Origin of the sequence: Glaciecola sp. XM2, from assembly GCF_018595715.1 — a bacterium.
In the GTDB taxonomy this organism is placed as follows: domain Bacteria; phylum Pseudomonadota; class Gammaproteobacteria; order Enterobacterales; family Alteromonadaceae; genus Glaciecola.
In genome coordinates, this window is record NZ_JAHEOJ010000020.1 from 432,417 (window position 1) to 456,923 (window position 24,507).

Sequence of the window (24,507 nt, forward strand, 5' to 3'; positions counted from 1 at the left end):
ACGAAAATAATGAAATTTAAGTGAGAATTCTTGTATTTAGGGTTCAAACTTAGGACCGCTTTGCCGTACAATTACGGACAATAAACACGCGGTTAACTTAACACAGTAATTTGAGGTCATAATGAGCGAAATAAAAACGCAGTTAGTGGTACTTGGTGCAGGTCCTGGCGGATATTCAGCCGCTTTTAGAGCTGCTGATTTAGGCATCGATGCAGTAATTGTGGATGCTAGAGAAACCCTAGGTGGCGTATGTCTTAATGTAGGTTGTATCCCTTCTAAAGCGCTTTTGCATGTTGCAAAGGTTATTCAAGAAGCAAAGCACCTGTCTAGCCACGGCGTTACTTTTGGAGAGCCAACCTTTGATCTTGATAAGATTCGCGGTTGGAAAGATTCCGTAGTGAGTCAATTGACCAAGGGTCTTAGCGGCATGTCAAAAATGCGCAAAGTTAAGCATGTGCAGGGTTATGGTAAATTTACAGGCGCAAACACCCTAGAAGTAGATGGACCTGATGGTAAGACAACCATTACCTTTGACAATGCGATTATCGCAGCGGGATCTGAGCCGGTGACCCTACCTTTCATTCCGCATGACGATGAGCGTGTAATGGATTCTACTGGCGCGTTGGAAATGAAAGATATTCCAGAAAAAATGCTAGTACTGGGTGGTGGTATTATCGGCCTTGAAATGGGTACCGTATACCATGCGCTAGGCTCAAACATCGACGTGGTTGAGTTTTTAGACCAACTAATGCCAGCGGCAGACAAAGACATCGTTAAAGTTTACATGAAAACCATTAAAGACAAGTTTAACGTCATGCTTGAAACTAAGGTTACCGCAATAGACGCAAAAGACGATGGCCTGTATGTAACGTTTGAAGGCAAAAATGCCCCAGCTGAGCCCGTGCGCTACGACAGAGTATTAGTTGCGGTTGGACGTAGACCAAATGGTTCTCTTGTTGCGGCCGACAAAGCAGGCGTAAAAGTCGATGAACGTGGCTTTATTAATGTTGATAAGCAAATGCGCACCAACGTAGCGAACATCTACGCCATCGGTGACTTAGTTGGACAGCCGATGCTTGCGCATAAAGCGGTACATGAAGGTCACGTGGCCGCAGAAGTAATTGCTGGCAAGAAGCACTACTTTGATCCGAAAGGTATTCCATCCGTTGCCTATACTGAGCCAGAGGTTGCTTGGGTTGGCTTAACTGAAAAAGAAGCAAAAGAGCAGGGTGTTAATTACGAAGCGGCTGTTTTCCCATGGGCAGCATCGGGTCGTGCGATTGCCTCTGCTGCGACTGACGGCATGACCAAGATGATCTTTGATAAAGACACTGGTCGCGTTATCGGTGGTGCGATTATCGGAACTAACGCTGGCGAAATGCTTGGAGAAATTGGCTTGGCAATTGAGATGGGTGCAGATGCAGAAGATGTTGCACTGACTATCCACGCTCACCCTACTTTGAATGAATCAATCGGTTTAGCCGCTGAAATTTTTGAAGGTAGCATCACAGATATGCCAAACCCGAAAGCAAAGAAAAAGTAGTCATACACAATGTAAGCAAGAAGGGTGAACATTGACGTTCACCTTTTTTTATAGTCGGCGCCCACGTAATCCTCTGGCAGCCATCCTCGGGTTAAAGTGCTTATCAAAATAAGCGTCTCTTACCGTTTTGCCATCTTTTAACAAAATCAGTCGCAGATATTGATTATTCATTTCTGATACTTTTGAAAACAGGCTCACCCGACCATCTGATTGCAACAGTCGAAATTCTGGTGACAAATAAGTATTTTCTATCCAACGTTGTTTAATATGCATTTGAGACGGTTCCAGCCGTTTTTGTTTAAAGTAGTTTGTGCTTTGCATGTGCCCTCCTTGGCGTTGTATGAGTTGCAAAGCATTACTTTAATTTTATGATTTTTAAGCACAACTGCACCTCGGCACAGAACAATAGGGCATGGCTAATGCTGTACAAAAACGCAGGATAGTATTTGTCAGGGCACAGACTATAATAATCGTCCGATTATGACGCTAGGTTAAGTATGCAGCAGCTCGAGTTTTTTGACATTCCCAGTCCTTGCATCGGTGTATGCGAGTCGGGTCCTCGTGGCTACTGCATTGGCTGTTTTCGCAGCCGAGAAGAGCGCACCCATTGGCATAGTATTGACGATGCCACCAAGCGTATCATTGTGCAAGCCTGCACTCGGCGTAAACGTTCACACATTGCCAGGCAGCGACAGCAACAGCAAAGCGATACGCATTTCAATCAAGGGTCTTTGTTTTAGGTCGCCTACCGATTGGGTATCAATCCCGTTTAGTAGGTATCAAAAAGTGAACCCCACACACCCTTAAATTGCAGTAGTATCCTCTCAGTCTAGAAAACAGAGTAAATGCAATGACTGTAGCTCCTATTGTGAAATTCGCATCCAAATCATTCACCCTGCCAAGCACGTGTGTGCGTCTTCGCAGTTTATTGGATGACCCAACCTCTGGCAGTGCAGATATTGCTAAGTTGATGTCACTTGACCCATCACTAAGTGCAAAGGTGCTTAAACTCGCCAATAGTGCCTTGTTCCGTTTTCCGTCTGAAGTGTCGTCGGTACAAAAGGCGCTAAACGTCATTGGCGGTGAGGCTGCGTACAATATTTCAATGGCAGAAACCGCAAACCTTGCGTTTAAGTCTTTTGATTCATCCCTTATCAACTTTGACAAGTTCTGGCACAAAGCGGTACTCAATGGATTGATGGGAAAAGCGCTCGCACAACAAATGCAAATGCGCGGCAGCGAACGCTTTTTTGCCATGGGTATATTGGAAAATCTAAGCGAATTGGTTTGCGCGACCTACCTTCCAGAAAAGTATGCAAACTACGCAGAGCTAAAAACACAGATGTTTGCGCCGCATGCCGAAACTAAAATCTTTGGTAGCACATTTGCTAAATGCAGCGGCATGATCATGAAAACATGGGCGTTACCAGAAATTTTGTGGCAGCCATTATTAGAACTCGAAGATACTAATGGTCGTTTGGGTCTAGATGCCAAGGTGCTTTTCGTTGCAAATGTCATGACCACACTTGAGGAGGGGGGCGATGTGCTGGAACACCCTCATATTGCAAAGTCTATCCTCGAGGAAATTGACCTAACACGGGAAGATTATGATATTATTTATGAGTTCGCGTCGGCTGAATCTCTAAAAATAGCAGCATCATTAAAATAAATCTGGTTTAGTAAAACGCGCGAACGGATTTTCTTCAAACTAAAAAGTTCGCGCTAAATGAAAAACATGTTGATGCTAGCATTGCTCGTCGCTTCAGCCTCGAGTTTTGCAGAAAATAAAATAGATACCCAAGAAAAAGCCTCTGACTTTTTCAAAAATCCTAGTGCCAGTCGAAATCTGATTAAGTTGCTCAATACCACGGTATCTGATGATTGGTCAGATACAGATGAACAGGGCCCTTCTTTTGATTTAGATGGCGAATTTGGGGCACTGGTGACCACTGGCAATACGTCGACGCGCATGCTTAAATTGGCGCTTGACTCCAAACAAGAGCTACAAAGCTGGAGCAATCAATACTTCTTGCAAGTCCTCAGGCGTAAGACCGAGCTTGATGATGATGACGTACAAGATCTAGAGACTAATCGTATCCAAGTGTCGGCGCAATTTGACTATAAACTTACCCATCCTAACAATCGATTATTTGGCTATGCGGAGTATGACGATAATCAATTCTTACGTGTCAGAGATCAGTTTACCGCGGTAGTCGGATGGAGTCAGTTGGCGTGGAAAAAGCGTCATACGGAATTTCGTTACAGTATTGGGCCCGGTTATACGCGCTCTGAGCAGGACGATACTGGACTGAAAGTAAGCGAAGCTATCATCAGGACAACAGCCGATTATCAATATCGTTTTAAAAACGATGCCCGCTTCAGGCAAACCCTTAGCGCTGAGATGGGAGAGGTCAATACGCGGGCGCGCTCAAAAACGTCGGTGTCAGCTAAAATATTCGAGCGCTTGGCAATGAAGTTCTCATTTGAAATGGCCGTTGATGAAAATGTCTCACAAGAAGTAGACACGTTTACGACGCAAACCAGTATTTCTATGGTTTATCAGTTTTTTTAATTGGTTTATAGGGCTGCTTTCTATATTATACGCGCCTCAGCGCTATATGGGTGTGCTGCCCAAGTCGGATATGGCAATTTAGATAACCACACTATACAAATGGATGCGATATGAAAATACAATCCCTCACGCTAGCTCTAGCACTATGTTTAGGCTCGACCGCTGCACTTGCTCAAGACGAGGAAAAGAAAACCTTTACTATGGATGGCGAGTTTGGCTTCATTGTCACCACCGGTAACACACAAACAACCTCAATCTCAGCAGGCATATCGGCGTCACAAGAGTTTGATAAGTGGAGCAATACCTATCTTATCGAAGGACTTTACAAGAGCGATACGGTTGAAGATGACTTGGGTGAAGAGCTTGACCGTACGACTGCTCAGAAGTTCTTCGCGTCAGCCCAAGGTAACTACAAGCTAGAAAACCCTAACCATCGATTATTTGGCTTCGCATCGTTTGAAGACGACCGCTTTAGTAACTTTAAATACCAAGGCACGCTAGCCGGCGGTTGGAACCAAAAAGTATGGGAAAATGAAACCTCTGCTTTTGATTACAGTATCGGTCCTGGTTATTCTTTTGCTGAAACTCAAGATGGCGAGAGCTTTGATAGCCCGATTATCCGTGGCGCATTCTCTTACCTATGGAATGTGTCTGAAACGGCGCGCTTTACGCAAACGTTTTCAACCGAATACGGCTCTGACAACATAAAATCACGAGCAGAAACTGCACTTACTGCACAAATAGCTGGCGGACTGTCGCTTAAGGTATCCATTAAGTTTGATCACAACTCAGAAGTTGCTGATGATTTGGATAACCTAGATACAGAGACCGCGGTTACTTTGGTTTATAACTTCTTTTAACGTTGTTATCTTGAGAATAGGCGCCTGTGTTTTGAAGGCGCCTTTTTTATGCACAAGTAAAGGCTTTGGCAGCGTGCTTTTTTGGGCAAGTTGTGTCTTCACACCCAATAGCATCGAGATCACACACGCTGTAATTAAGGGGCTTGTTGATTGATAATATAGTTACTCTCGAGCGCTTGGATTGAACCGTCGCGTTTTAATTTTGATAGTGTCTCGTTAAATTGTAGCGTCAGCTCCTGGTGATTCTCTAACGTTTTAGAAAAAGCAAAGTAGACATTTTCTGTTTGGACAATTGGCTCTAAGGCGATAACGTCATTTACCTGTGCTGGATGAAATTGCTTGAGTAAAACCTCGATTGTGCTGGTGGAATCGATAATTAAATCTACTCTGTTGGCTAATAGCATTCTCAGGTTATTGCTAGGTTTGATCGCTACGACTTTTTCAAGGTAGCTTGCATTGTCGAACGTTTCGCCATAAGTGTAGTTTCGCACAACGCCCACTTTATACGGTGCTAAAGCGGTCAAATCTCCGTTGAAGACAATGTCGCGATCTTTTCTTTTAAAAAGTGCTAACTCACGGGTAGCGACAGGACTTGAATATATTAAAGACTCTGCTCGTTGCTCTGTGTAGTAAATACCGGCTACGCCATCAGCAGTTCCGTCCATTGTCATCCTTAACGCCCTTGCCCAAGGTGTGAAGTAGACGTTTACCTCATATCCCATTTCTTCCAATACTAAGGTAGAGATTTGGCTGATTAGGCTACCTTTATAATCGCTTACGTCCTTGCCCTCAGACCAATCGACTTCCGAGACTATCTCAATTTTTGGTAATTCTGCGTAAGACAAGGTGCAAAAAAAGAATAGTGTGATGGCGGTTATTGAGCCGCGCACAGCAGATGAATTCATGGCGTTACAACCATCCTAATGACGTTAAACAATTGGCAAGTTAATGGTAATACAATAGGTTTTAAACGGTTCTATAGCAAATTAATTCATCTTGAGGAGCTAAGGGAAGTACTTAAAAAATGAGCAATGCATTCAGTCGTATTAGCGCAAAAGTAGTGCGTATACATGAGAACATTAAGGATGAATGCCATCCTCAATGCACCAAGGCTTTAAAAAATAAGCAACAGCGAGCCCCTTTAGAAACATCTGGAAGCTTCACTTATTGCTATCACAGGTTACCAATGCAACATGCGAGTCTTAATCGTGCCCTCGATTTGCATAAGATGTTCAAATGCCTCATCTGCATTTTTTGCCTCTACATCGACCACTACATACCCTATTTCTTCATTAGTTTGTAGGTATTGTGCGGCTATATTGATGCCTTTATCGGCAAACGCTTGGTTAATTTGCGTCATTACACCTGGGCGATTTTTATGAATATGCAACAAGCGCGAACGGTCAACGTGAGCCGGTAGGGATACTTCAGGGAAGTTAACAGCCGATAATGTTGAGCCGTTGTCGGAGTATTTAATTAGCTTTCCGGCGACTTCAATGCCAATGTTTTGCTGTGCTTCTTGTGTGCTACCGCCAACATGCGGCGTTAAAATAACGTTGTCATATTGCCGCAAAGGTGACTCAAACTCTTCACTGTTTGACTTTGGCTCAATGGGAAAAACATCGATAGCTGCGCCGCTTATCTTGCCAAGTTCTAAAGCCTGACAAAGCGCTGGGATATCGATAACAGTGCCGCGTGCGGCATTAATCAAGATGGCACCGTCTTTCATTTCGCTCAGTTCTTTTTCACCAATCATATTTTGAGTATGGGTGGTTTCAGGTACGTGCAGACTGATGACATCTGAGGTGTTGAGCAGTTTTTTCAGCGACTTCACCTGCATAGAGTTGCCTAATACAAGCTTATCTTCAATATCATAAAACTGTACGCGCATGCCAAGGTGTTCCGCTAAGATACTAAGCTGAGTACCGATATGGCCGTAACCAATAATGCCAAGGGTTTTGCCTCGTGCTTCATAAGAGCCTACTGCGCTTTTTTCCCACTCCCCGCGATGCGCCTTTGCATTTTTGCTAGGGATACCACGAAGTAGAAGGATAATTTGACCAAGCACTAATTCAGCTACAGAGCGGGTATTCGAGAAAGGCGCATTAAACACCGGGATACCGCGAACGAGATTTGCCTTTAGGTCGACCTGATTGGTGCCAATACAAAAACAGCCTACGGCAACGAGCTTCTCAGCATGTGCTATGACGTTTTCGGTAAGCTGGGTGCGTGAACGAATTCCAACAAAATGGGCATCTTTAATTTTGGCAATTAACTCATCTTCGGGTAAGGATGTCTTAAGTGACTCAATATTGTGATAGCCGGCGGCCTGAAAGGTTTCTAATGCACTGTTGTGCAGGCCTTCTAACAAAAGAATTTTGATTTTATCTTTGGCTAATGATTTTTTGCTCATGCTTGGACTCGTTATGGATACGTCACCCGCAGGTGATTTGGTAAAAAGACATCTAGACGTCTATAGGCGATGCAAGATAGCAAACTTTCTGTCAAACGCAAAGCACAAAATAGTGCTTTGCTGATAAAACCAGATGCTACTAGCGGGTGGTGACGCCCTGATCGGTGCCCGTTAAAACAACGTCTGCACCACGATGGGCGAAAATCCCATTGGTGACTACACCAACAATCTGATTGAGCTGGCTTTCTAATTCAGATGGGTTAAGGATAGTTAGGTTGTGCACATCAATGATGACATTGCCATTGTCTGTTACCACGCCTTGTCGATACATGGGGTCGCCGCCTAGCTTTACGATTTGTCTGGCAACATATGAGCGCGCTAAGGGGATCACCTCAACTGGGAGCGGAAAATGACCTAGTACCGGCACAGTCTTTGTGTCATCGATAATGCAAATAAAGCGCTTTGCCACCGCGGCGACAATTTTTTCGCGGGTGAGGGCTGCGCCTCCGCCTTTTATCATTGCTTTGTGCTCAGTGATTTCATCAGCCCCATCTACATAAATATCTAAGCTGCTAACTTCATTGAGGTCGTACACTTCAATGCCGTGCTTTTTTAAACGAGCCGTTGAGGCTTCAGAGCTAGATACTGCGCCTTTAATAAAATCACGTTTATCTGCCAATGCATCAATAAAGTAGTTGACCGTTGAACCGGTGCCAACGCCGACAATCGAACCTTCTTCAACATAGTCAATGGCGGCAATAGCAGCGGCGCGTTTTTTATCATCTTGAGTCACAAAAACTTCCTTAAGTGAATGGGTAAAGTTGTAAGGGCGTCTGTACATAGGATAATGGAATGTCCCATGTTTCAACAGGTAAATTTGCTGACTTTTGACATTCATGCGCGAGTCCGACAATGGCGGGGCGGTCTGCGCCTGAACTTTTTATACCTGCAAGGGTGCGATCGTAAAACCCACCACCCATACCTAGGCGATTGCCATGCACGTCAAAGGCCACTAGGGGAGTGAAAATGATGTCTAATTGCGAGGCCGGGCAAACCGCTGAGCAATCTAGCGTGGGCTCTAATATGCCAAAGCGATTTTTTTTCATGGGTGTGTGGGGCTGGTAGCGTAAAAACAATAAATACCCAGAAGCAAAGGGATGTAATACCGGCAGATAGACTTCAGTTTTGTGTTCCCATAAGTGGTCAATCAGATGCTCAGTGCTCACCTCACCGTCGTTACTTAAATACAATGCGACGCGACGCGCTGACGCATAAATCGAGTGCTGTTTAAACTGTGCGGTGAGTGTTATAGCGGCAGATGATTGCTGGTCTTTAGACAGTGAATTTCGTGCTTTTCGATAAGCTCGGCGCGCATCATTTCGCGCGCTGAGCGGTTCGATGGTATCCCTATTTGCCATAGGTCTCAATGAAGCATCGAGTAAGGCGAGGGTGGTCGACCTTCGTCGCCACGCGTATCAGCGGCATCTTTAGCCAATGCTCACTGGTGGTGGTGCCCACTGGCGCAAAACTTGTCTGTCCTTGATGCAAAGGGTCCGTACCTACGCGTAAGTGCCCTTCGGTCATCTCAAATAAGCTAGGGTCTATTAGATATGCAAGTGGAAAAGCGTCGTGGAAAAAACATTGTGGCTCATCTTTGCCTTGGGAATAAAACTCGGTATAAAAGCGAGCTGCACGCTCTACAAAGCCGCCTAATACTTGGTTTTGTTCACGCAAAGTAGCGGTGAAATTAGGTGGAAACGGCAAGTCGTAGGTGACGTCTAGGCCAAACATATTAATCGGCCACGATGCGCCAAAGACAATTTCGGCCGCATATGCGTCGTTCCAAATATTGGCCTCTGCAACCGGCGTGACATTGCCTGGCACAAAAGCGGCGCCGCCCATTATATTGACCGCTTTTACCAAAGACGGTAGTTGCGGCTCTAATTTCAAAGCTAATGCTAGGTTGCTTAGCGGGCCGACGGCTACGATGGTGATTTCGCCCGGGTATTTACGCGCCATTTCTACAATAAACTCAGCAGAGGTACGCGGGTCAATGTCGCCTGTAGGGGCAGGGTGATTAATATTGCCAAACCCATCGTCACCGTGCACAAAATGCGCATAGGTAGATTCAGGACCAACATGCGGCATGGCCGCCCCAAGGCATACGGGAATATTCTTATTTGCAAGCTCTACCAAACTCAGGCCATTTTTTGCAGCCATCGTTGCAGGCACGTTGCCAAATACGGTCGTTAAACCAAGGACTTCAATTTCAGGTGCTTGAAAGGCAAAAAATATAGCCATTGCATCGTCGATGCCCGGGTCGGTGTCTAATATTATTTTATGTGTCATAGGTGCTTCAATTCTTGTTGTGTTTATTTTGTGTCTTAAGCATGTTTTCTTAAAAACGCATCCACTTCCATAGCGCTTGGAATAGAGGGTACTGCACCTGCCCGCGTTACGCTGATTGCTGATGCTGCACACGCGGTACGCAAGGCGTCTGTAATGGGCTTACCTTGAGCAAAGTTTGCTAAAAAATAACCAATAAAGGTGTCACCGGCAGCGGTGGTATCAACGGCGTCTACGCTAAATGCATCCACCTGAGTCTGCTGGCCTTTATGCATGTAGCACACGCCTTTTTTACCCAATGTAAGTAAGACCTGCGTGTTGTCAGACATCACAAGTAATGCTTCTCTTGCGTCTTTGACATTGTCACAATCTGTCAGTTGCATGGCTTCGACTTCATTGACGATTAACAGCGTTATTTTATCAAGAGGAAGTTGGCGCACACTATCGGTCATCGGCGCAGGATTAAAAGCGACAGGTACGTTAGCCGCAAAGGCGTGCTCGATGATTTTATCGATCGCGTTGGTTTCGTTTTGCAGCAACACCCAGTCTTGTGAAGTGGCGGTGCTAAGTGCCTTATCAATAATCGTTTCGTTAAACAAATGATTGGCGCCTGGAAACAAAAAGATGGCATTTTCGGCTTCTGGATTCACTTGAATAATTGCATGACCTGAAGCGACCTCGGTTTGCGCCGATACGTGGCTCATATCAACACCTGCATCTTTCATGGCACTCAACATAGGCAAGTCGCTTTGATGAATGGCGCCTATGTGAAACGTATCGATACCTGCTTTTGCACTTGCAACCGATTGATTTGCACCCTTGCCCCCTAAGATCGATTGATAATCGCTTGAAGAGAGGGTTTCGCCGGGTGTAACAAAATGGGGTACTTGATAAACATGGTCAATATTGATGGAGCCAAAATTATAAACAGCCATTGAGTGTTCCATTATATAAGGATAGATATATCAGACATAATAAGGTGCCTCCCGAAATGCCGCTATATGCTCGTCGTCCGTGTGCCGAAAAGGACACGGCGGAGGTATTATCGTTACCGTAGGCTTCTCGATACGAGCCGAGCTTGCACAATAGCAACAGAGGCAACCCCCTGGGTTTTAAGCATCGGCCAGGAACATGCAGCATACTGGCAAACATCTCAGGAAGCATTGTAACTTTTCACAGTCATACGACTGTCTGAGCAGTGCATACTAACGCAAAGCGCAAGTACTTAAAAGTGACATTCATCAGGCGTAGCTAAATCACTGTAAATAAAGCTATGTACATTTCATTTATGGGCATGTTTTGCTACGATTACCGTAGGTTTATTAAGAGAAGTCTGCGTGTCAAATAATCAAAATCAAGACCCAACCCGCTACGAATCGTTTAGTAATTTATTAAATCAATATAATGTGATTGTTGATGGCGCAGAGGTGCATGGCATTTTATGTGGCATGCTTGCCGGTGGCATGACCTTAGACGATCAAAATTGGATTGAAGCATTAGCAGATGTCACCAATCAGGGTGAACCGTTTGCTGAGGATTTAAAGCGCATCATCATCGAGACATATAATCAGATTTGCCAACAGTTTATTGAACCTGACTTTGCACTAACGTTGTGTTTACCCGATGACGCATCACCCATCAATGAACGTGGCCAGGCTTTGACGCATTGGGTGCAAGGCTTTCTGTTGGGCTTTGGCTTACATCAGGCCGACCTGACAAAGTGCTCGGAAGATGTCAAAGAAGCGCTTGAAGATTTTTCACAAATAGCGCGTATGGACGAGCAAATGAGCGAAGACGAAGAATCTGAACAGGCATTTTTTGAAGTCGTCGAATATGTGCGTATCAGTGCGATGTTGTGCTTTAATGAGTTAGGCAAATCATTGCTCGATAGCGCACCTCAATCGCAGGTGTTTCATTGATTACGTTGGCTGAGTTTCAAAGGCGCAGGGCGCAATTATTAGCGCAGTGTAAGCCCTCTAGTATTGTTGTTATACCCGCCGCCAGCCAAGTTACTCGTAGCAACGATACCGAGCATCCTTTTAGGCAAAATAGTGACTTTTGGTATTTAACCGGCTTCAACGAAGCAGATGCACTACTTGTGTTATCAAACCAACTTGCCAACGAGGATGGCGATGACTTATCAAGCATGTTGTTTGTGCTGCCAAAAGACCCGCACGCAGAGATTTGGCATGGTCGGCGCATGGGTCCTGAAAAAGCAGTGGAACAATTAGGTATAGATGAGGCGTATGAACTCGATGTCCTAGAAGAGTTACTCCCAGCATTATTAAACGGGCACGAGCATTTGTATTATTCGCTCGACGAAAACCCTCAGGCCGACGAAATTGTGCAATCGGCGCTCGCGCAATGCAAGTCAGCGCCTAAGCAGAGCATGGTTGCCCCCGCTAATATCGTCGATGTTAGCGTGTTGCTACACGCAATGCGTAACATTAAATCTAGCGCAGAGATTGCGCTTATGCGTGAAGCGGCTGTAATTTCTAGCGACGCCCATAAACGCGCAATGCGCTTTGTAGCGCCAGGCGTGTATGAATATCAATTAGAGGCTGAACTTCATCATGAGTTCGCTATGCGCGGTGCTCGATACCCAGCATACGGCACTATCGTAGGCAGCGGTGACAACGCTTGCATCTTACACTACACCGAAAATAGCGACTGCATCAAAGACGGTAATTTAGTACTCATTGACGCAGGTTGTGAGTTGCAAGGCTATGCGGCTGATATCACCCGCACTTTTCCGGCAAATGGCAAATTTAATCCTGAGCAAAGCGCGCTTTATCAGCTTGTGCTCGATTCGCAGTTAGCGGCGTTAGAGGTTTTGAAACCTGGCAATACCATAGCCCAAGCAATGCAGGCCTGCGTTGCAGTAATAGTGAAAGGTTTATGCGAATTAGGCATTTTATCAGGGGAGCCCGATGCGCTTATTGCAGAAGATGCGTGGCGCCCGTATTTTATGCATGGTTTAGGTCACTACCTTGGACTCGATGTGCATGATGTAGGCATTTATAAAAAAGAGGGCGAAGATTTACCCCTTGCCCCGGGCATCGTCTTAACAGTAGAGCCCGGCCTTTATATTGCGCCCGATAGCGATGCGCCAGCCAAATATCGAGGGATAGGTATTCGCATTGAAGATGACATCGTGATCACCGAAAGCGGGCATGAAATACTCACCAGCGGCGTGCCTAAAACCATCAGCGAGATTGAAGCGCTCATGGCGAGTAAGTCGTAACCATGACCGAGCATGTGGATGTTGTCATTGCAGGTGGCGGCGTGGTTGGCTGCGCCACTGCTTTGGCGCTGGTAAATAAAACGGATTTGTCGATTGCCATTATTGAAAGTCATCCGCCTGAAAAATCGAATACCCACCCTAGCTTTGATGCCCGGGTCATCGCTCTAGCCAAATCCTCAGTAGATACCCTAAAAAGTTGGAATTTTGATACCGAGCAAGTCGATGGCGGCGATATCAAGCGCATTCATGTGTCAGATCGAAAGCATATTGGTCAAGCGGTTCTCGATGCTGATCAAGTTGGGGTTTGTGCGTTAGGAAAAGTGGTGCACTTAGAGCAGCTCGGCATCTCGATGTATAAAGACGTACAGCAATCTCGCGCACAATATTACAGTCCAGACAGCATTGTGAGTTTAACTAAGCATCAAGACTATATAGACATTGACACCCAAAGCCGACAGATACGCTGCAAGCTATTGATTATTGCTGAGGGCGGCGTGTCTTCAACCCGAGAGCTTGCGGGCATTGCTGCAGATGAACAGGACTATGATCAAAGCGCCATTGTAACCAACGTTACCACGCAATTGCCCCATAACAACTGCGCATACGAGCGCTTTACTAAACATGGCCCGATTGCATTTTTACCCATGCACACCGATGCAAAAGATAAAGCCAAGCAAGGGCGTTTAATGTCGGTGGTATGGACGACCCATGTCTCTCAGAAAATGCGTATTCAAGCGTTAGACGATGAGGCGTTTTTAGGCGAGTTACAATCCTTGTTTGGCAGCCGCCTAGGAAAATTACAAGCGTGCACGCCTCGCTATCAATATCCTTTAACCCTGCGTACCGCAAATCCTTATGTTTCACACCGCAGCGTATGCGTGGGAAATGCCGCGCAGAGCCTACATCCTATTGCAGGACAAGGCTTTAATTTAGGCATGAGGGATGTGCAAGAATTAGCAGAGCAACTCAAAGACGCAGAAGATATTGGCAGCTTTGAGACGTTAAACGCATATAAAACCGCTCGAAGCACCGACAAATCTCGAGTAATTGGCGCAACCAATTTATTAGTAAGCACCTTTTCCAATCATTTTGAGCCGCTAGTCATTGGCCGCAACAAGGCTTTAGTGGGATTAAATTTATGTTCAGGCTTAAAAAATAAGTTCGCACGCTATGCAATGGGGCAAAGGTAGGCTCACATGAAACAAAGCAATAAGAAGCCAGCAAAAACGCCGTTGATTAAACAAGCCGATATAGTGATTGCAGGCGCAGGTATCGTTGGGCAAACCCTTGCGCTTGAATTGGGCACGACCGGTTTAAGTGTGTTGGTAATCGACGCTCAAAAAAGCCTCGAATGTAAGGTCGAACAGCCATTTTCACCCCGAGTAAGCGCTATAAGCGCTGCCAGTCAGCATCATTTTGAACGTCTTGGCGCATGGGAAAATATTGCCCGCAAACAAGCCTACACACATATGCAAGTGTGGGAGCAAGACGGCTTTGGCAAGATAGATTTTGACAATGCAGATATAGGTCTTGATGCCCTAGGCCACATTATTGAGAATGATCAGCTTGCCGCAGCACTTTATAACACGGCCAAGGCGCATCCTAATATTGAGTATGCCTTAGGCAATACAATTGAGAAGCTGGTTCACACAGGCGATGAGTACCATATTGGGCTTGATGATGGCGCCATTATTATTGCTCGTTTGCTGGTAGGGGCTGATGGCGGTAACTCGTTCGTAAGGCGTTCATTGAGCTTTAAACAAAGCTTTTGGGACTATGATCACACCGCCATTGTTGCCAATGTACAAACCAAATATCCTCATGAACTAACGGCCAGACAGGTATTTACGCCCACAGGTCCCTTGGCCTTTTTGCCGCTCGGCAAGGCAGATGATTCCCGCAGTCAAACATGTTCGATTGTATGGTCGCAAGAAACTGAAGCTGCAAATCGTTTGTTAGGCATGGATGCAGAAGCATTTTGCAAAGCCTTATCTGTTGCAATTGACATGCAGTTAGGCCCGTGTGAACTGATCACCGATAGGTTTAGTTACCCATTAACTATGCGCTATGCGCGCCAGTGGGTAGATGAATCGATAGCCCTAGTAGGGGATGCTGCGCATACCATCCATCCCTTAGCTGGTCAGGGAGCAAACCTGGGCATTGGCGATGCCGTTGCTTTAGCCGCAAACATTCAAACTAGCCTTGACGACGGCAAACCCTTCTTCTCAAAGCAGCGATTAAGGGCTTATGAGCGTGAGCGAAAAGCGCAAGCGCAAAAGGTTATTGCGACCATGGAAGGCTTTAAACGCTTATTTGACGGTGATGATCCATTGAAAAAGCTGATCAGGAACGTAGGTTTAACGGGCGCGAACACGCTCACGCCAATTAAGCAGTTTTTTATTGAGCAAGCGCAGGGTGAATAAAAAATTTAATAGATGTCTAGACGTCTAAATATTTATTGCTATAATGCGCACGCAATATGCATCAAGAGAAAGTCGCCAGACTTCACCAACCTGCTTTATTAAGTAAGGTGGTCTCCACAACCACGTGGGATGTGCCAAAGCATAGGCATAACGACCTATGCATGGAACTGGTTACTTTCTCCTTTATTCATTTTTAGGAGAAATTATGTCAAATCTTTTACCTTTCACGCCCAAACAATCCAAAGCGTTTCGTCCATTTATTTTTGTGGATACCTTATTTGTTCATGATAAAGAGTCATTTTTTGTGATGGGCTTGTGTGAAAACAAACGCACAATCCACATCAGTGATGAGACATTAGCCTTGCCTAAAGCGCAGCAACGTCATGTTATCAGTGAAATGGTCAGAAGCCACTTTAAAGGAAGTGGAGGCACTTTACCTGTATGGAAAGAGATTCATTATTATCGCTTTTTTCATACCGCAAAAAACGCATGGGTCTTTGATGTCTCAGGTACATTTTTATACGAATCACAAGAGGAGCTACCAGCTCGTGCAACAGCGAAGGTAGATGGTAAAGAATTTGAGCTAAATTAAGCGCATTAACGCGCTTTATGAACTAGATTGATGCTCTGCAAGAAGATTTGGCGAGCATCAACGTCGTTTAGAACGGGGTAGTAAGCATAAAAAAGCCCATGTCACTGCTGTGTATGGGCCTTTTGTATTATCGCGGGTGACGACTAGAATTGATATCTAAAACCAACATAAGCCGTTCGCTCAGCAGCCGGTTCAATACCGTCATTTCTGATACGGCTGTAGTAATCATCATCAAACAGATTGTTGACACCGCCTTGCAAAGACCATGAGTCATCGATTTGATACTCAGCGCTTAAATCAAAGACTTCATATGATGGAATAACCCCATCAATTTGCCCAGCACCACTGCCTCTTGATAGATTTGAGTCTTGCCAGAACTGTTGGTCAACAAAAGTCGCGGTTAACGCAACGCTTAAGTTTTCTTGGTTATAGATAAAACCAGCACGAATCAAATAGTCTGGGGCAAAACTTGGCGTGTTGCCCACCAATGATGCGGTGGTACTTTCAGTGATTTCTGCTTCAAGCAGTGAGCCATTCACAAAAACAATAAAATTACTGTCGTCGTTGCGGTTATAAAAGAAGTCATACTCTGCGCTAAACTCGATTCCTTGGTGCTTTGAGTTACCGGTGTTTACGCGCTGAATATCAACGATATTCACTTGTATTTGCTCAACCTTGTCGTTGAAGTCGATTCTGAAGAGACTCACGTCTAGGTTAAAACCTTCAACAATCATTGAGCGAACACCAAACTCCATATTTTCTGCTTTAGAAATATCGGGTCCATTTTCACCGGTTAATTCTGCATTGGGGTTAGCAAGATCATCAAAGCGCTGAGGACGATATGATTCAGAGATATTTGCATAAAGTTCAGTGGTGTCACTTAAGCGATAACTCGCTCCAAGCCCCATCAATAGCTCGTTGTTAGTTTTATCAACATCGATAGCGTCACGTTGCAGGCTTGCACGCTTTAGTGGCTCTGATAAATCATAGTTTACGCGCTCATAACGCGCGGTAGGGACGATGCTCAAGTTACCAAAACGAAATAGGTTTTCTACAAACAGGGCGCTATAAGTCATGACGCGGTCTTGTTCAAACAACAAGTCTTCAGCAAGCTGCACGTTTGAGCGGATATTGTCACTTACATGACGTGTACGCGGGCTATCGTCGGTGTACATGGTTGTGCCAAGCGTAAATATATTGTCGCCTCCCCAGGCTTGGGCAAATCTTACGTCTAGGCCAAAAGTTGTGAACTCTTGCTGGTCGATATTGGTGGTTGAGGGCTCAGCAGCTGGTGCGACGAATGCCGACGAGCGACGGCTAAAGCGGTCTTGGTACGAATACCATACTTTACCGTTTAGGGTTGCATCGTTACTTAACTGCTGGTCGTAGGTAAGCGATGCTATCACGCGCTCAATTTCAATGCGGTTGAACGGGGTTTTCACCAAGTCGCGATTGCTGGCAAACTCACTTGAGCTTAAGCGACCGGCTTCGCCTGAGTCTGATTGATACACGTCTAAATCAAAGCCAATGCGAATATCTTCAAACCCGTTGTAGGCAATGCCGAAGTAGCCAGAGTTCACTTCGGAGTCTTCATTCTCTCTGGGCCCGTCTGATTGACGATGGTCAAAACTGGCCATGAAGCCAAAATCGCCTTGTGCATATTGCACTTCGTTGTAGGTGCTGTAGAACCCATCGCTACCGATGCTGTGCTCTGTGGATGCACTGTTTTCAACGTTTGCACTTGCACGCTTGGTCACAAAATTAATAGTAGGGCCAATTTGAGGACCGTACAGTAAGCCAGCGCCACCGCGAATAAATTCTGCGCGCTCAATGCGCTGAGCAGGTGGTAAATAGTAGATAGTTGCATACCCGAACATGTCTGATGCCAGTGGAATACCATTTTGATAAAAAGCCACAAACTCACTTTCGTGTGGGTTGCCTAAGCCGCGATAGTTCACGTTATAAATACTTGGGATCTTTTGGTCAGATACAAAAAGGCCGGGTAAGCGAGAGAAAACTTGACGAAGATTCGGCTCAACAAAAGTAGGTTGTAGCTCTAAATCAATCACTGATACTTTCTTGCCCGCCAGGATCTTTCCTTCTTCGACAACATTCACATTGAAGGGGAAGGGGTCATTAACGTTGGAATTCCCCTTAATTTCGATGCGCTCGAGGTCTTTTCGTTGAGGATCAGTTTGCGCAGCGTTTAGGTCTGCCAAAGATGAAAATGACGTGATGGTCAACGCAGTCGCGATACAAACAGCGAGAGGTTTACGAGTGAACATTGAGTTTCCTTATAGAGTTGCTTATGCAAATAGTAATAATTCGTATTTAGGGTATTATAGGATCACTGTTCATGCAATATTTTCAGTGTTTTTTGTAAATACGTGCCGGGTCAGCCATTTTCCCGTGTCAGTTCTTTTTACACTTTCTGACCACGTTATTGAGTAAATTGAATGAGAAATTTATAAGATCAAAAAAAACAATAAGTTAAAACTCTACAAAAAGTAGGTACATTTATTGCTGTACGTTTTTTGAACGATTCTGGTGTTGTACACAGTAGTAAGGTTCCGGATTGATCTAACTTACTAACTAAACGCAATAATAAGGAAATATTATGCGAACAATAAAACAACTTACAGCAGTAAAGCAGTTCAAAACACTAAGCGCCGCCTTTTTGGTAGGCATTCTAATGACATTTAACGCAAGCGCCGCCCTGGTTGAGTTTAAAAATATCTCAGGTGTCTGGGTAGATGACGAACCAGATGCAGCGGTTACCGGTGAAGGTACAAGTCAAATTCGTTGGGGTAATTCCACAACACAGAGTGGGTATGATTTTGTTGCAGGTGCTGATACAAGCGTAACTGTTCCACCCAGTCCATCAGCAGCCTTTGCCTTGGGGGATTTTACCCATTTGAACTTCCCAGTGTCACCTCCTTCTTTAGAGTCAGTAACGCTGTCGGTTACCTTAGATATATTGATAGATGGGATTGCAGCTGGGGCCAGTACTTTTCTTTATAACTTTACGCATTTTGAAACGCCCAATAATGGCAACCCTTGTGCAGCTGGCGGAGCGCAACCTTGTCCTGACTTAGTTTCATTTTCTGTGTCTGATGCAAGTGACTCGTTCTTGATTGGTGGGGTTAACTACACAGTGAATATTCTTGGATTTAGCACCGACGGGGGAACTACTATCACAGATAGCTTCCTGACGCTTGAGAATCAGTCAAACACTGCCACTTTGTTTGCTAATGTAACAACATCCAATGTATCAGAGCCAAGTTTACTAGCCTTGATAGGCATTGTATTGGCTGGTGTTGGCTTTCGTAAGCGCATGCAAAGATAAAAAGCTTTAAACGTGCGATAAAAGGCAGTATTTGAGGTTCAAATACTGCTTTTTATTTTCAACGAATGTTGTCTATTGAGCCCTAGCATGTAAGTCATTGAGCTCGTTGCACCGATTATTTTTGAGGATTAATAAAGTACTTATCGCCCGTTTTCTTCGCCACATAGGCAGCTATGTTAGGCAGTTGCAACGCCTCTTCTAACGACAATTCGTTACTAAATTCAAGTCTAAACGTTGTGTTGATTTCATCTGCTACTCGCTTGTGCAGTTTAAGCACATCTTTCACATCTAGCTTGCCTAAAAATCGCATTAACAGCCAGCCGCCAATATTCCACGTCATGCCGTAAGCTCGATTTAGCACTGTAGGGGCAAAGTCTAAGCTACCGTAAATATAGACCTGTTTGTTTTCAGGTGAGCCATAGGTGTTGAAGCCTTTGGCGTCTTTACTGCCAACCATTTCCATGGCGCTTAGAATATCGCTTACTAATTCACCGCCGCCTATGGCGTCAAATGCAAGGGTGGCGCCGGTTTCTTCTATGGCAACGTATAGGTCTTTCTTAAATGTCTCACTGGAAGAGTTAAGTACATACTTAGCACCTAGGCTTTTTAGCAAGTCGACTTGTTCTTGCTTGCGAACAATGTTGACCAAATCGATGCCTTCAGCAATACAGATTTTATTAAGCATGATCCCCAAACTTGAAGCCGCTGCGGTATGCACTAATGCGCTATGACCTTCTAGTCGCATCGTTTCAACCATGCTTAATGCTGTGAGCGGGTTTACGAAAGAAGAGGCCGCTTGTTGAGCGGTGGTACCCTCATGATGAACAATACATGCCTGAATCGGCACGCAGCTGTACTGGGCATAACAAGCGCCGGTTAATACGCCAACGGTTTTGCCTAGTAAAGCTTGGGCTTGAGGGCTGTCTCCAGCCGCAACCACTGTGCCTGCACCCTCGTTACCAATGGGTAGTTTTTGGTCTAAACGAGGTTTTACACGGGAGACCATTCCTTTATACAAGGGGGCGGTGAGTGTATCTCCAGCATCATTCAGACTTGCTTGTGCAAGGTCGGCTGGGCCAAACATAGGCCACATATCCGATGGGTTAATTGGAGAGGCTTCAATTCGAACCACCACTTCATGAGGCTTTGGTGCAGGTACTTGCAGCTCTTCTAATGAGAGTGTGAGGAGGCCTTCGGATGAAATATGGGTAAAAAGTTGCTTGCTAGTTTGCATGGTATTCTCATATTTGTAGACTCAATGTTATACAAAAATACCATGCAAAAAATGCGTTAGCGAGTAAGCTGTTTTGTTAGTTAACTATCACTATTATCGATGATGTCTGCGCTCATTGTTCATCTTTCGCCTGTTCAACAATGGCTCTTACATCTTCAAGTAGGGCTTTAGCGTCGTAGATGATGCCATCTTTAATGGTGTATTTAACACCGCCAACACGCGTAGGCTGGTTGTTATCGTCTAAGCGATAATGGCCAGTGCCGTAAAGTACCTTGAAGTTGTGTAAGGGGTTTTGGTCGACTATTACCAAGTCTGCCAGTTTGCCGATGCTCACCGAGCCAATGTCATCATCCATGCCCAGTGCCTGAGCACCGTTAAGGGTTGCGGCCTGCACCACTTCATAGGGGTTAAAGCCAGCCTCTTGTAAAAGCTCAAGCTCGCTGATGTAGCCAAACCCATAAATTTTATAGATGTAGCCAGAATCAGAGCCGGTGGTCACTCTGCCGCCGTGGTTTTTATAATCGTTTAAAAACGACATCCACAGATTGAAGTTTTCTTTCCACGCAATTTCTTCAGAGGTAGTCCAATCGAACCAATATGAACCATGGGCATAACGGCTGGGTTTAAAAAACTCCCATAAAGTAGGTAAGGTGTATTGCTCATGCCAGTCGGCGTTGCGCTCGCGCATTAAATCACGGCTGGCTTGGTAAATGGTCATGGTTGGGTTAATGGTAAAATCTAATTCAATGAGCTCGTCGCGAACTGCATTCCATTTGTCACTGCCTTTTGGTGCAGCTTGTGCCCAAAGCTTTCCAGCTTCACTGAAGCGGTCTTGTTCATTATTGTAATTGTAGCTTGTAGGGTAATCTTGAATCACTTTTTCGGTGAACATCGCTTCGGGTAAGCCATACCAGTGTTCCATGGTGGTTAACCCGAGTCGTGCAGAGTCCAGGGCGTTCATGCTCATCACATTTAATTGGGCGTGATGCATCATGGTGCCTAAGCCTTGTTTTTGTGCTTCGTCTAACGCCGCTTCCATGACTTTTGGGGTGGCACCAAAAAACTTCACGCCTTTTGCGCCATCTTTAGCGGCTTGTTTAATCCAAGCGCGGGCTTGTTTTGGTGTAAAAATAGGAGATTTTGCACCCATGCCAAAGCCCAAATACGGGATGATGCGGGGAGAGACAATGGTGTTTTTCTCGCTGCGCTTAACATGATCTAACACCCAATCAAGCCCATTAAAGCTGCCAGGCTCACGCACGGTGGTAATGCCGTGAGCAAGCCACAGTTTTAATACGTATTCCGCCGGAATATTATCTGCCGACCCGCCGATATGCCCGTGCATATCAACAAAGCCGGGCAACACATAATGCCCATATAAATCGAGTTCTTTATCGCCTTGATTAGCAATAGGTCGGCCGCCGGTTTTGATAGGAACGCCCGGGTGCCCAACGCTGACAATATTCACAATGCGATTGTCTTCAATCACGATATCGACGGGCCCACGCATAGGCGCGCCTTCACCGTTGATTAAATTGACGCCGCGTAAAATAAGGCGCTCGTATGGACCTTGCCCATCGCCGTCAGCTTTATTTGGAGCCGGCGCGCCCGGCGCGGCAACGGCAAACATGACAAAGGCCATTGCAATCGTTACAACGGCTGTGCAAATGCGCATTAAGCGCGTGATATAAAAGTAGTTTGTTTTCAACATGGATAATTTCATTCTTTTAGTTGAGCAATGATACCACTCGCTCATAGGTCACTCGTAAATAGCAGTGTAATACTTTATGTACGATGTACAAGTCGCTCAGGATATTCGCGCTCGTATATACTCAGAAAGTGTTTTACTGACTTGAGGGTGCTGCGTATCTTGATTGAACAAGCAGATTTTTATTTTGCCAAGTGGCGGCAAGCGCCGGTCTTTTATAATACTTAATTCGTTTGGTAAGCTGCTTTTTGCCAGTGCGGTAATGCCTAGGCCCTGTTTCATTGCTGCCATAAGGCCGTATAGATCTGCATGGGTATAGGTAATCTTCCAAGCGTTAGTTTGCTGCTTCAACTGCGATATAACGCGGCTACGATAAACGCAACCCTCAGGAGCCAATACCAAAGAGAGGCTATCTTTGTTGAGCTTGCGACTAGCATCACCTACCCACACCAGATCGTCCTCAAGCAATATCTCGCCATCACTATCAGGTGCGTCATCTACCAGAGCAAGAATCAAATCGAACTCGCTGCGCTGGTTTTTACTCAGCAATTGACGAGACAGCGAAGAGGTGACATCAAGACTTACGTCTGGGTAGCGCTGGGAGAACTCTCCCACAATGCTGGGCAATAAAGTCGAGGCAAATTCACTAGGGATGCCAAATCGAAGGCGGCCGCGTAGGGTTTGCTGGGCATTTAGCTCTCGAAATATATCATCGTTTATCGACAACATTTGCTTTGCTTGTTGGTAAAGCCACTCGCCATCTTTATTGGCCTGATAGCTCTGCCCAACTTTGCTAAACAACTTACGACCTAACTCACCTTCAAGCTTTTTCATTTGCAAGCTGATGGCAGGTTGCGAGCGCCCTAATACATCACCTGCTTTATGAAAACTGCCAAGCTCAATAATGTGCACAAACGTGCGTAAGTTATCTAGTGATAGTTGTTTCATTAAGGAAGTCCGTGCCTTAAAAATAAAGGTCTTAAATAATTTATTTAAATAAAAAATCAATTATACATTAAAGTTTCTTATGTATAGATTAAAACTTTTAATTTGTCGAGACAGGTCACGCTCCATATACTTACAGCCATTGTTATTTACCCAGAGAACGTCATGAATAAAACGCCACTGCACGCCGCGCACCTTGAGTCAAACGCCAAAATGGTCGACTTTTTTGGATGGGATATGCCCATCAACTACGGTTCGCAAATTGAAGAGCACCACGCAGTGCGTCAAGACGCAGGGATGTTTGACGTATCTCACATGACTATCGTCGATGTTATTGGCGCTGATGCAAAAGCCTATTTACGCTTTTTACTTGCCAACGATGTGGCCAAATTAGAGCAAAAAGGCAAAGCCCTCTACAGCGGCATGATTAACGAAGATGGTGGCGTGGTTGACGACTTAATCGTTTATCACTTTGACCAAACCAATTATCGCCTTGTAGTGAACTCGGCTACTAAAGAGAAAGATTTAAACTGGCTTAATAAAGTCGCAAACGGCTTTGATGTATCCATACAAGAGCGCACAGAATTCGCGATGATTGCGGTGCAGGGCCCAAATGCTAAAGCGAAAGCGGGGAGCTTGTTTTCAGCCGCGCAACAAGAAGCCGTTGCCGACATGAAGCCTTTCTTTGGCGTACAAGCCGAAGACTTATTTATTGCTACCACCGGTTATACCGGCGAAGCTGGCTACGAAATTATGGTGCCAATTGCACGCGCTCACGATTTTTGGAATGAGCTACTACAAGCTGGCGTAAAGCCATGTGGCTTGGGTGCTCGCGATACACTGCGATTAGAAGCAGGCATGAATTTGTATGGTCAGGATATGGACGAAAGTGTATCTCCACTAGCGGCCAACATGGGCTGGACGATAACGTGGGAGCCAAGCGACAGAGACTTCATGGGGCGTTCAGTGCTAGAGCAGCAAAAAGCGCAAGGCACTGAAAAACTAGTAGGCTTGGTGTTTAGAGACAAAGGTGTATTACGAGCGGGCCTTTCTGTTAAGACAGCAGATGGTGAAGGTAAGATTACATCTGGCACATTTTCGCCTACACTAGGTTTTAGCATCGCAATGGCTCGCGTACCTGCAGGTGAGGGAGCAAAGCCTGGTGCAACCGCGCAAGTAGAGATGCGCAAAAAGTGGGTAGAAGTAGAAGTCGTTAAGCCAAGTTTTGTAAGAAACGGCAAGAGCGTCTTATAAGCAGCATCGCGCCCAACTACATATTTA

General features: G+C 45.3%; 23 protein-coding genes, 1 other RNA gene and 1 riboswitch. Of the genes, 12 read left to right on the plus strand and 12 right to left on the minus strand.

Going from position 1 to position 24,507, the window contains the following annotated elements:
- Nucleotides 1-121: 121 nt before the first annotated feature.
- Nucleotides 122-1,543 (plus strand): dihydrolipoyl dehydrogenase, encoded by a 1,422-nt coding sequence (gene lpdA, locus KJ365_RS06535; RefSeq protein WP_214450818.1) that lies wholly within the window; start codon nucleotides 122-124, stop codon nucleotides 1,541-1,543.
- A gap of 48 nt (nucleotides 1,544-1,591) precedes the next feature.
- Here lpdA and KJ365_RS06540 read toward each other — a convergent pair whose 3' ends face one another.
- Nucleotides 1,592-1,864, minus strand: coding sequence for a hypothetical protein (locus KJ365_RS06540; RefSeq protein ID WP_214450819.1), 273 nt, complete (start codon nucleotides 1,862-1,864; stop codon nucleotides 1,592-1,594).
- 176 nt (nucleotides 1,865-2,040) lie between these two features.
- Between KJ365_RS06540 and KJ365_RS06545 the strand changes: the two genes are divergently transcribed.
- The 4 genes from KJ365_RS06545 to KJ365_RS06560 all read left to right on the plus strand — a co-directional run bounded on the left by KJ365_RS06545 (nucleotide 2,041) and on the right by KJ365_RS06560 (nucleotide 4,975).
- Nucleotides 2,041-2,283 carry a DUF1289 domain-containing protein gene (locus KJ365_RS06545; protein ID WP_214450820.1) on the plus strand — a complete coding sequence of 81 codons (243 nt, stop codon included), beginning with the start codon at nucleotides 2,041-2,043 and terminating at the stop codon, nucleotides 2,281-2,283.
- A 110-nt stretch (nucleotides 2,284-2,393) separates the two neighbouring features.
- Nucleotides 2,394-3,212 carry an HDOD domain-containing protein gene (locus tag KJ365_RS06550; protein WP_214450821.1) on the plus strand — a complete coding sequence of 273 codons (819 nt, stop codon included), beginning with the start codon at nucleotides 2,394-2,396 and terminating at the stop codon, nucleotides 3,210-3,212.
- Nucleotides 3,213-3,269: 57 nt separating this feature from the next.
- A complete protein-coding gene (locus tag KJ365_RS06555) occupies nucleotides 3,270-4,115 on the plus strand; it encodes a DUF481 domain-containing protein (protein WP_214450822.1) in 846 nt (281 codons plus the stop codon).
- A 110-nt stretch (nucleotides 4,116-4,225) separates the two neighbouring features.
- Entirely contained in the window at nucleotides 4,226-4,975 is a 750-nt protein-coding gene (locus tag KJ365_RS06560; RefSeq protein WP_214450823.1) for a DUF481 domain-containing protein, read from the plus strand.
- Nucleotides 4,976-5,109: 134 nt separating this feature from the next.
- Here KJ365_RS06560 and KJ365_RS06565 read toward each other — a convergent pair whose 3' ends face one another.
- The 7 genes from KJ365_RS06565 to ssrS form a co-directional block, all read right to left on the minus strand.
- Entirely contained in the window at nucleotides 5,110-5,880 is a 771-nt protein-coding gene (locus tag KJ365_RS06565) for a substrate-binding periplasmic protein (RefSeq protein ID WP_214450824.1), read from the minus strand.
- Between the two features lie 275 nt (nucleotides 5,881-6,155).
- On the minus strand, nucleotides 6,156-7,388 hold the full coding sequence (gene serA / locus KJ365_RS06570) for a phosphoglycerate dehydrogenase (RefSeq protein WP_214450825.1): 1,233 nt from the start codon (nucleotides 7,386-7,388) through the stop codon (nucleotides 6,156-6,158).
- A 139-nt stretch (nucleotides 7,389-7,527) separates the two neighbouring features.
- Nucleotides 7,528-8,181, minus strand: coding sequence for a ribose-5-phosphate isomerase RpiA (gene rpiA / locus KJ365_RS06575; protein ID WP_214450826.1), 654 nt, complete (start codon nucleotides 8,179-8,181; stop codon nucleotides 7,528-7,530).
- 10 nt (nucleotides 8,182-8,191) lie between these two features.
- A complete protein-coding gene (locus KJ365_RS06580) occupies nucleotides 8,192-8,806 on the minus strand; it encodes a 5-formyltetrahydrofolate cyclo-ligase (protein ID WP_214450827.1) in 615 nt (204 codons plus the stop codon).
- Nucleotides 8,796-9,737, minus strand: coding sequence for a nucleoside hydrolase (locus KJ365_RS06585; protein WP_214450828.1), 942 nt, complete (start codon nucleotides 9,735-9,737; stop codon nucleotides 8,796-8,798). The genes KJ365_RS06580 and KJ365_RS06585 overlap by 11 nt, the downstream gene beginning before the upstream one ends.
- Before the next feature lie 35 nt (nucleotides 9,738-9,772).
- A complete protein-coding gene (locus tag KJ365_RS06590) occupies nucleotides 9,773-10,669 on the minus strand; it encodes a ribokinase (protein ID WP_214450829.1) in 897 nt (298 codons plus the stop codon).
- Nucleotides 10,670-10,713: 44 nt separating this feature from the next.
- Nucleotides 10,714-10,897, minus strand: a non-coding RNA gene (gene ssrS, locus KJ365_RS06595) — 6S RNA.
- Nucleotides 10,898-11,071: 174 nt separating this feature from the next.
- On the opposite strand from ssrS, the gene KJ365_RS06600 reads away from it, so the two are divergent.
- From KJ365_RS06600 to KJ365_RS06620, 5 genes are all read left to right on the plus strand, one after another.
- A complete protein-coding gene (locus KJ365_RS06600) occupies nucleotides 11,072-11,653 on the plus strand; it encodes a UPF0149 family protein (RefSeq protein WP_214450830.1) in 582 nt (193 codons plus the stop codon).
- Nucleotides 11,650-12,978: a Xaa-Pro aminopeptidase gene (pepP, locus tag KJ365_RS06605; RefSeq protein ID WP_214450831.1), complete on the plus strand. Its 1,329-nt coding sequence runs from the start codon at nucleotides 11,650-11,652 to the stop codon at nucleotides 12,976-12,978. The genes KJ365_RS06600 and pepP overlap by 4 nt, the downstream gene beginning before the upstream one ends.
- Nucleotides 12,979-12,980: 2 nt before the next feature.
- The gene (ubiH, locus tag KJ365_RS06610) at nucleotides 12,981-14,168 is read left to right on the plus strand and encodes a 2-octaprenyl-6-methoxyphenyl hydroxylase (RefSeq protein WP_214450832.1); all 1,188 of its coding nucleotides are present in this window, start codon (nucleotides 12,981-12,983) and stop codon (nucleotides 14,166-14,168) included.
- Between the two features lie 6 nt (nucleotides 14,169-14,174).
- On the plus strand, nucleotides 14,175-15,401 hold the full coding sequence (locus tag KJ365_RS06615) for a UbiH/UbiF/VisC/COQ6 family ubiquinone biosynthesis hydroxylase (protein ID WP_214450833.1): 1,227 nt from the start codon (nucleotides 14,175-14,177) through the stop codon (nucleotides 15,399-15,401).
- Between the two features lie 53 nt (nucleotides 15,402-15,454).
- Nucleotides 15,455-15,563: riboswitch (SAM-I-IV-variant riboswitch) on the plus strand.
- 43 nt (nucleotides 15,564-15,606) lie between these two features.
- On the plus strand, nucleotides 15,607-15,993 hold the full coding sequence (locus tag KJ365_RS06620) for a hypothetical protein (protein WP_214450834.1): 387 nt from the start codon (nucleotides 15,607-15,609) through the stop codon (nucleotides 15,991-15,993).
- A 143-nt stretch (nucleotides 15,994-16,136) separates the two neighbouring features.
- Here the strand turns inward: KJ365_RS06620 and KJ365_RS06625 are convergent, their stop codons facing one another.
- Nucleotides 16,137-18,278: a TonB-dependent receptor family protein gene (locus KJ365_RS06625; RefSeq protein WP_214450835.1), complete on the minus strand. Its 2,142-nt coding sequence runs from the start codon at nucleotides 18,276-18,278 to the stop codon at nucleotides 16,137-16,139.
- 332 nt (nucleotides 18,279-18,610) lie between these two features.
- Between KJ365_RS06625 and KJ365_RS06630 the strand changes: the two genes are divergently transcribed.
- On the plus strand, nucleotides 18,611-19,339 hold the full coding sequence (locus KJ365_RS06630) for a THxN family PEP-CTERM protein (RefSeq protein WP_214450836.1): 729 nt from the start codon (nucleotides 18,611-18,613) through the stop codon (nucleotides 19,337-19,339).
- A 115-nt stretch (nucleotides 19,340-19,454) separates the two neighbouring features.
- On the opposite strand, the gene KJ365_RS06635 is transcribed toward KJ365_RS06630, so the two are convergent.
- The 3 genes from KJ365_RS06635 to KJ365_RS06645 all read right to left on the minus strand — a co-directional run bounded on the left by KJ365_RS06635 (nucleotide 19,455) and on the right by KJ365_RS06645 (nucleotide 23,229).
- Nucleotides 19,455-20,573 (minus strand): zinc-binding dehydrogenase, encoded by a 1,119-nt coding sequence (locus KJ365_RS06635; RefSeq protein ID WP_214450837.1) that lies wholly within the window; start codon nucleotides 20,571-20,573, stop codon nucleotides 19,455-19,457.
- A gap of 112 nt (nucleotides 20,574-20,685) precedes the next feature.
- The gene (locus KJ365_RS06640) at nucleotides 20,686-22,248 is read right to left on the minus strand and encodes an amidohydrolase family protein (RefSeq protein WP_214451309.1); all 1,563 of its coding nucleotides are present in this window, start codon (nucleotides 22,246-22,248) and stop codon (nucleotides 20,686-20,688) included.
- A 132-nt stretch (nucleotides 22,249-22,380) separates the two neighbouring features.
- The gene (locus tag KJ365_RS06645; protein WP_214450838.1) at nucleotides 22,381-23,229 is read right to left on the minus strand and encodes a LysR family transcriptional regulator; all 849 of its coding nucleotides are present in this window, start codon (nucleotides 23,227-23,229) and stop codon (nucleotides 22,381-22,383) included.
- A 162-nt stretch (nucleotides 23,230-23,391) separates the two neighbouring features.
- On the opposite strand from KJ365_RS06645, the gene gcvT reads away from it, so the two are divergent.
- Nucleotides 23,392-24,480 (plus strand): glycine cleavage system aminomethyltransferase GcvT, encoded by a 1,089-nt coding sequence (gene gcvT / locus KJ365_RS06650; protein ID WP_214450839.1) that lies wholly within the window; start codon nucleotides 23,392-23,394, stop codon nucleotides 24,478-24,480.
- The last annotated feature ends 27 nt before the right edge of the window (nucleotides 24,481-24,507 follow it).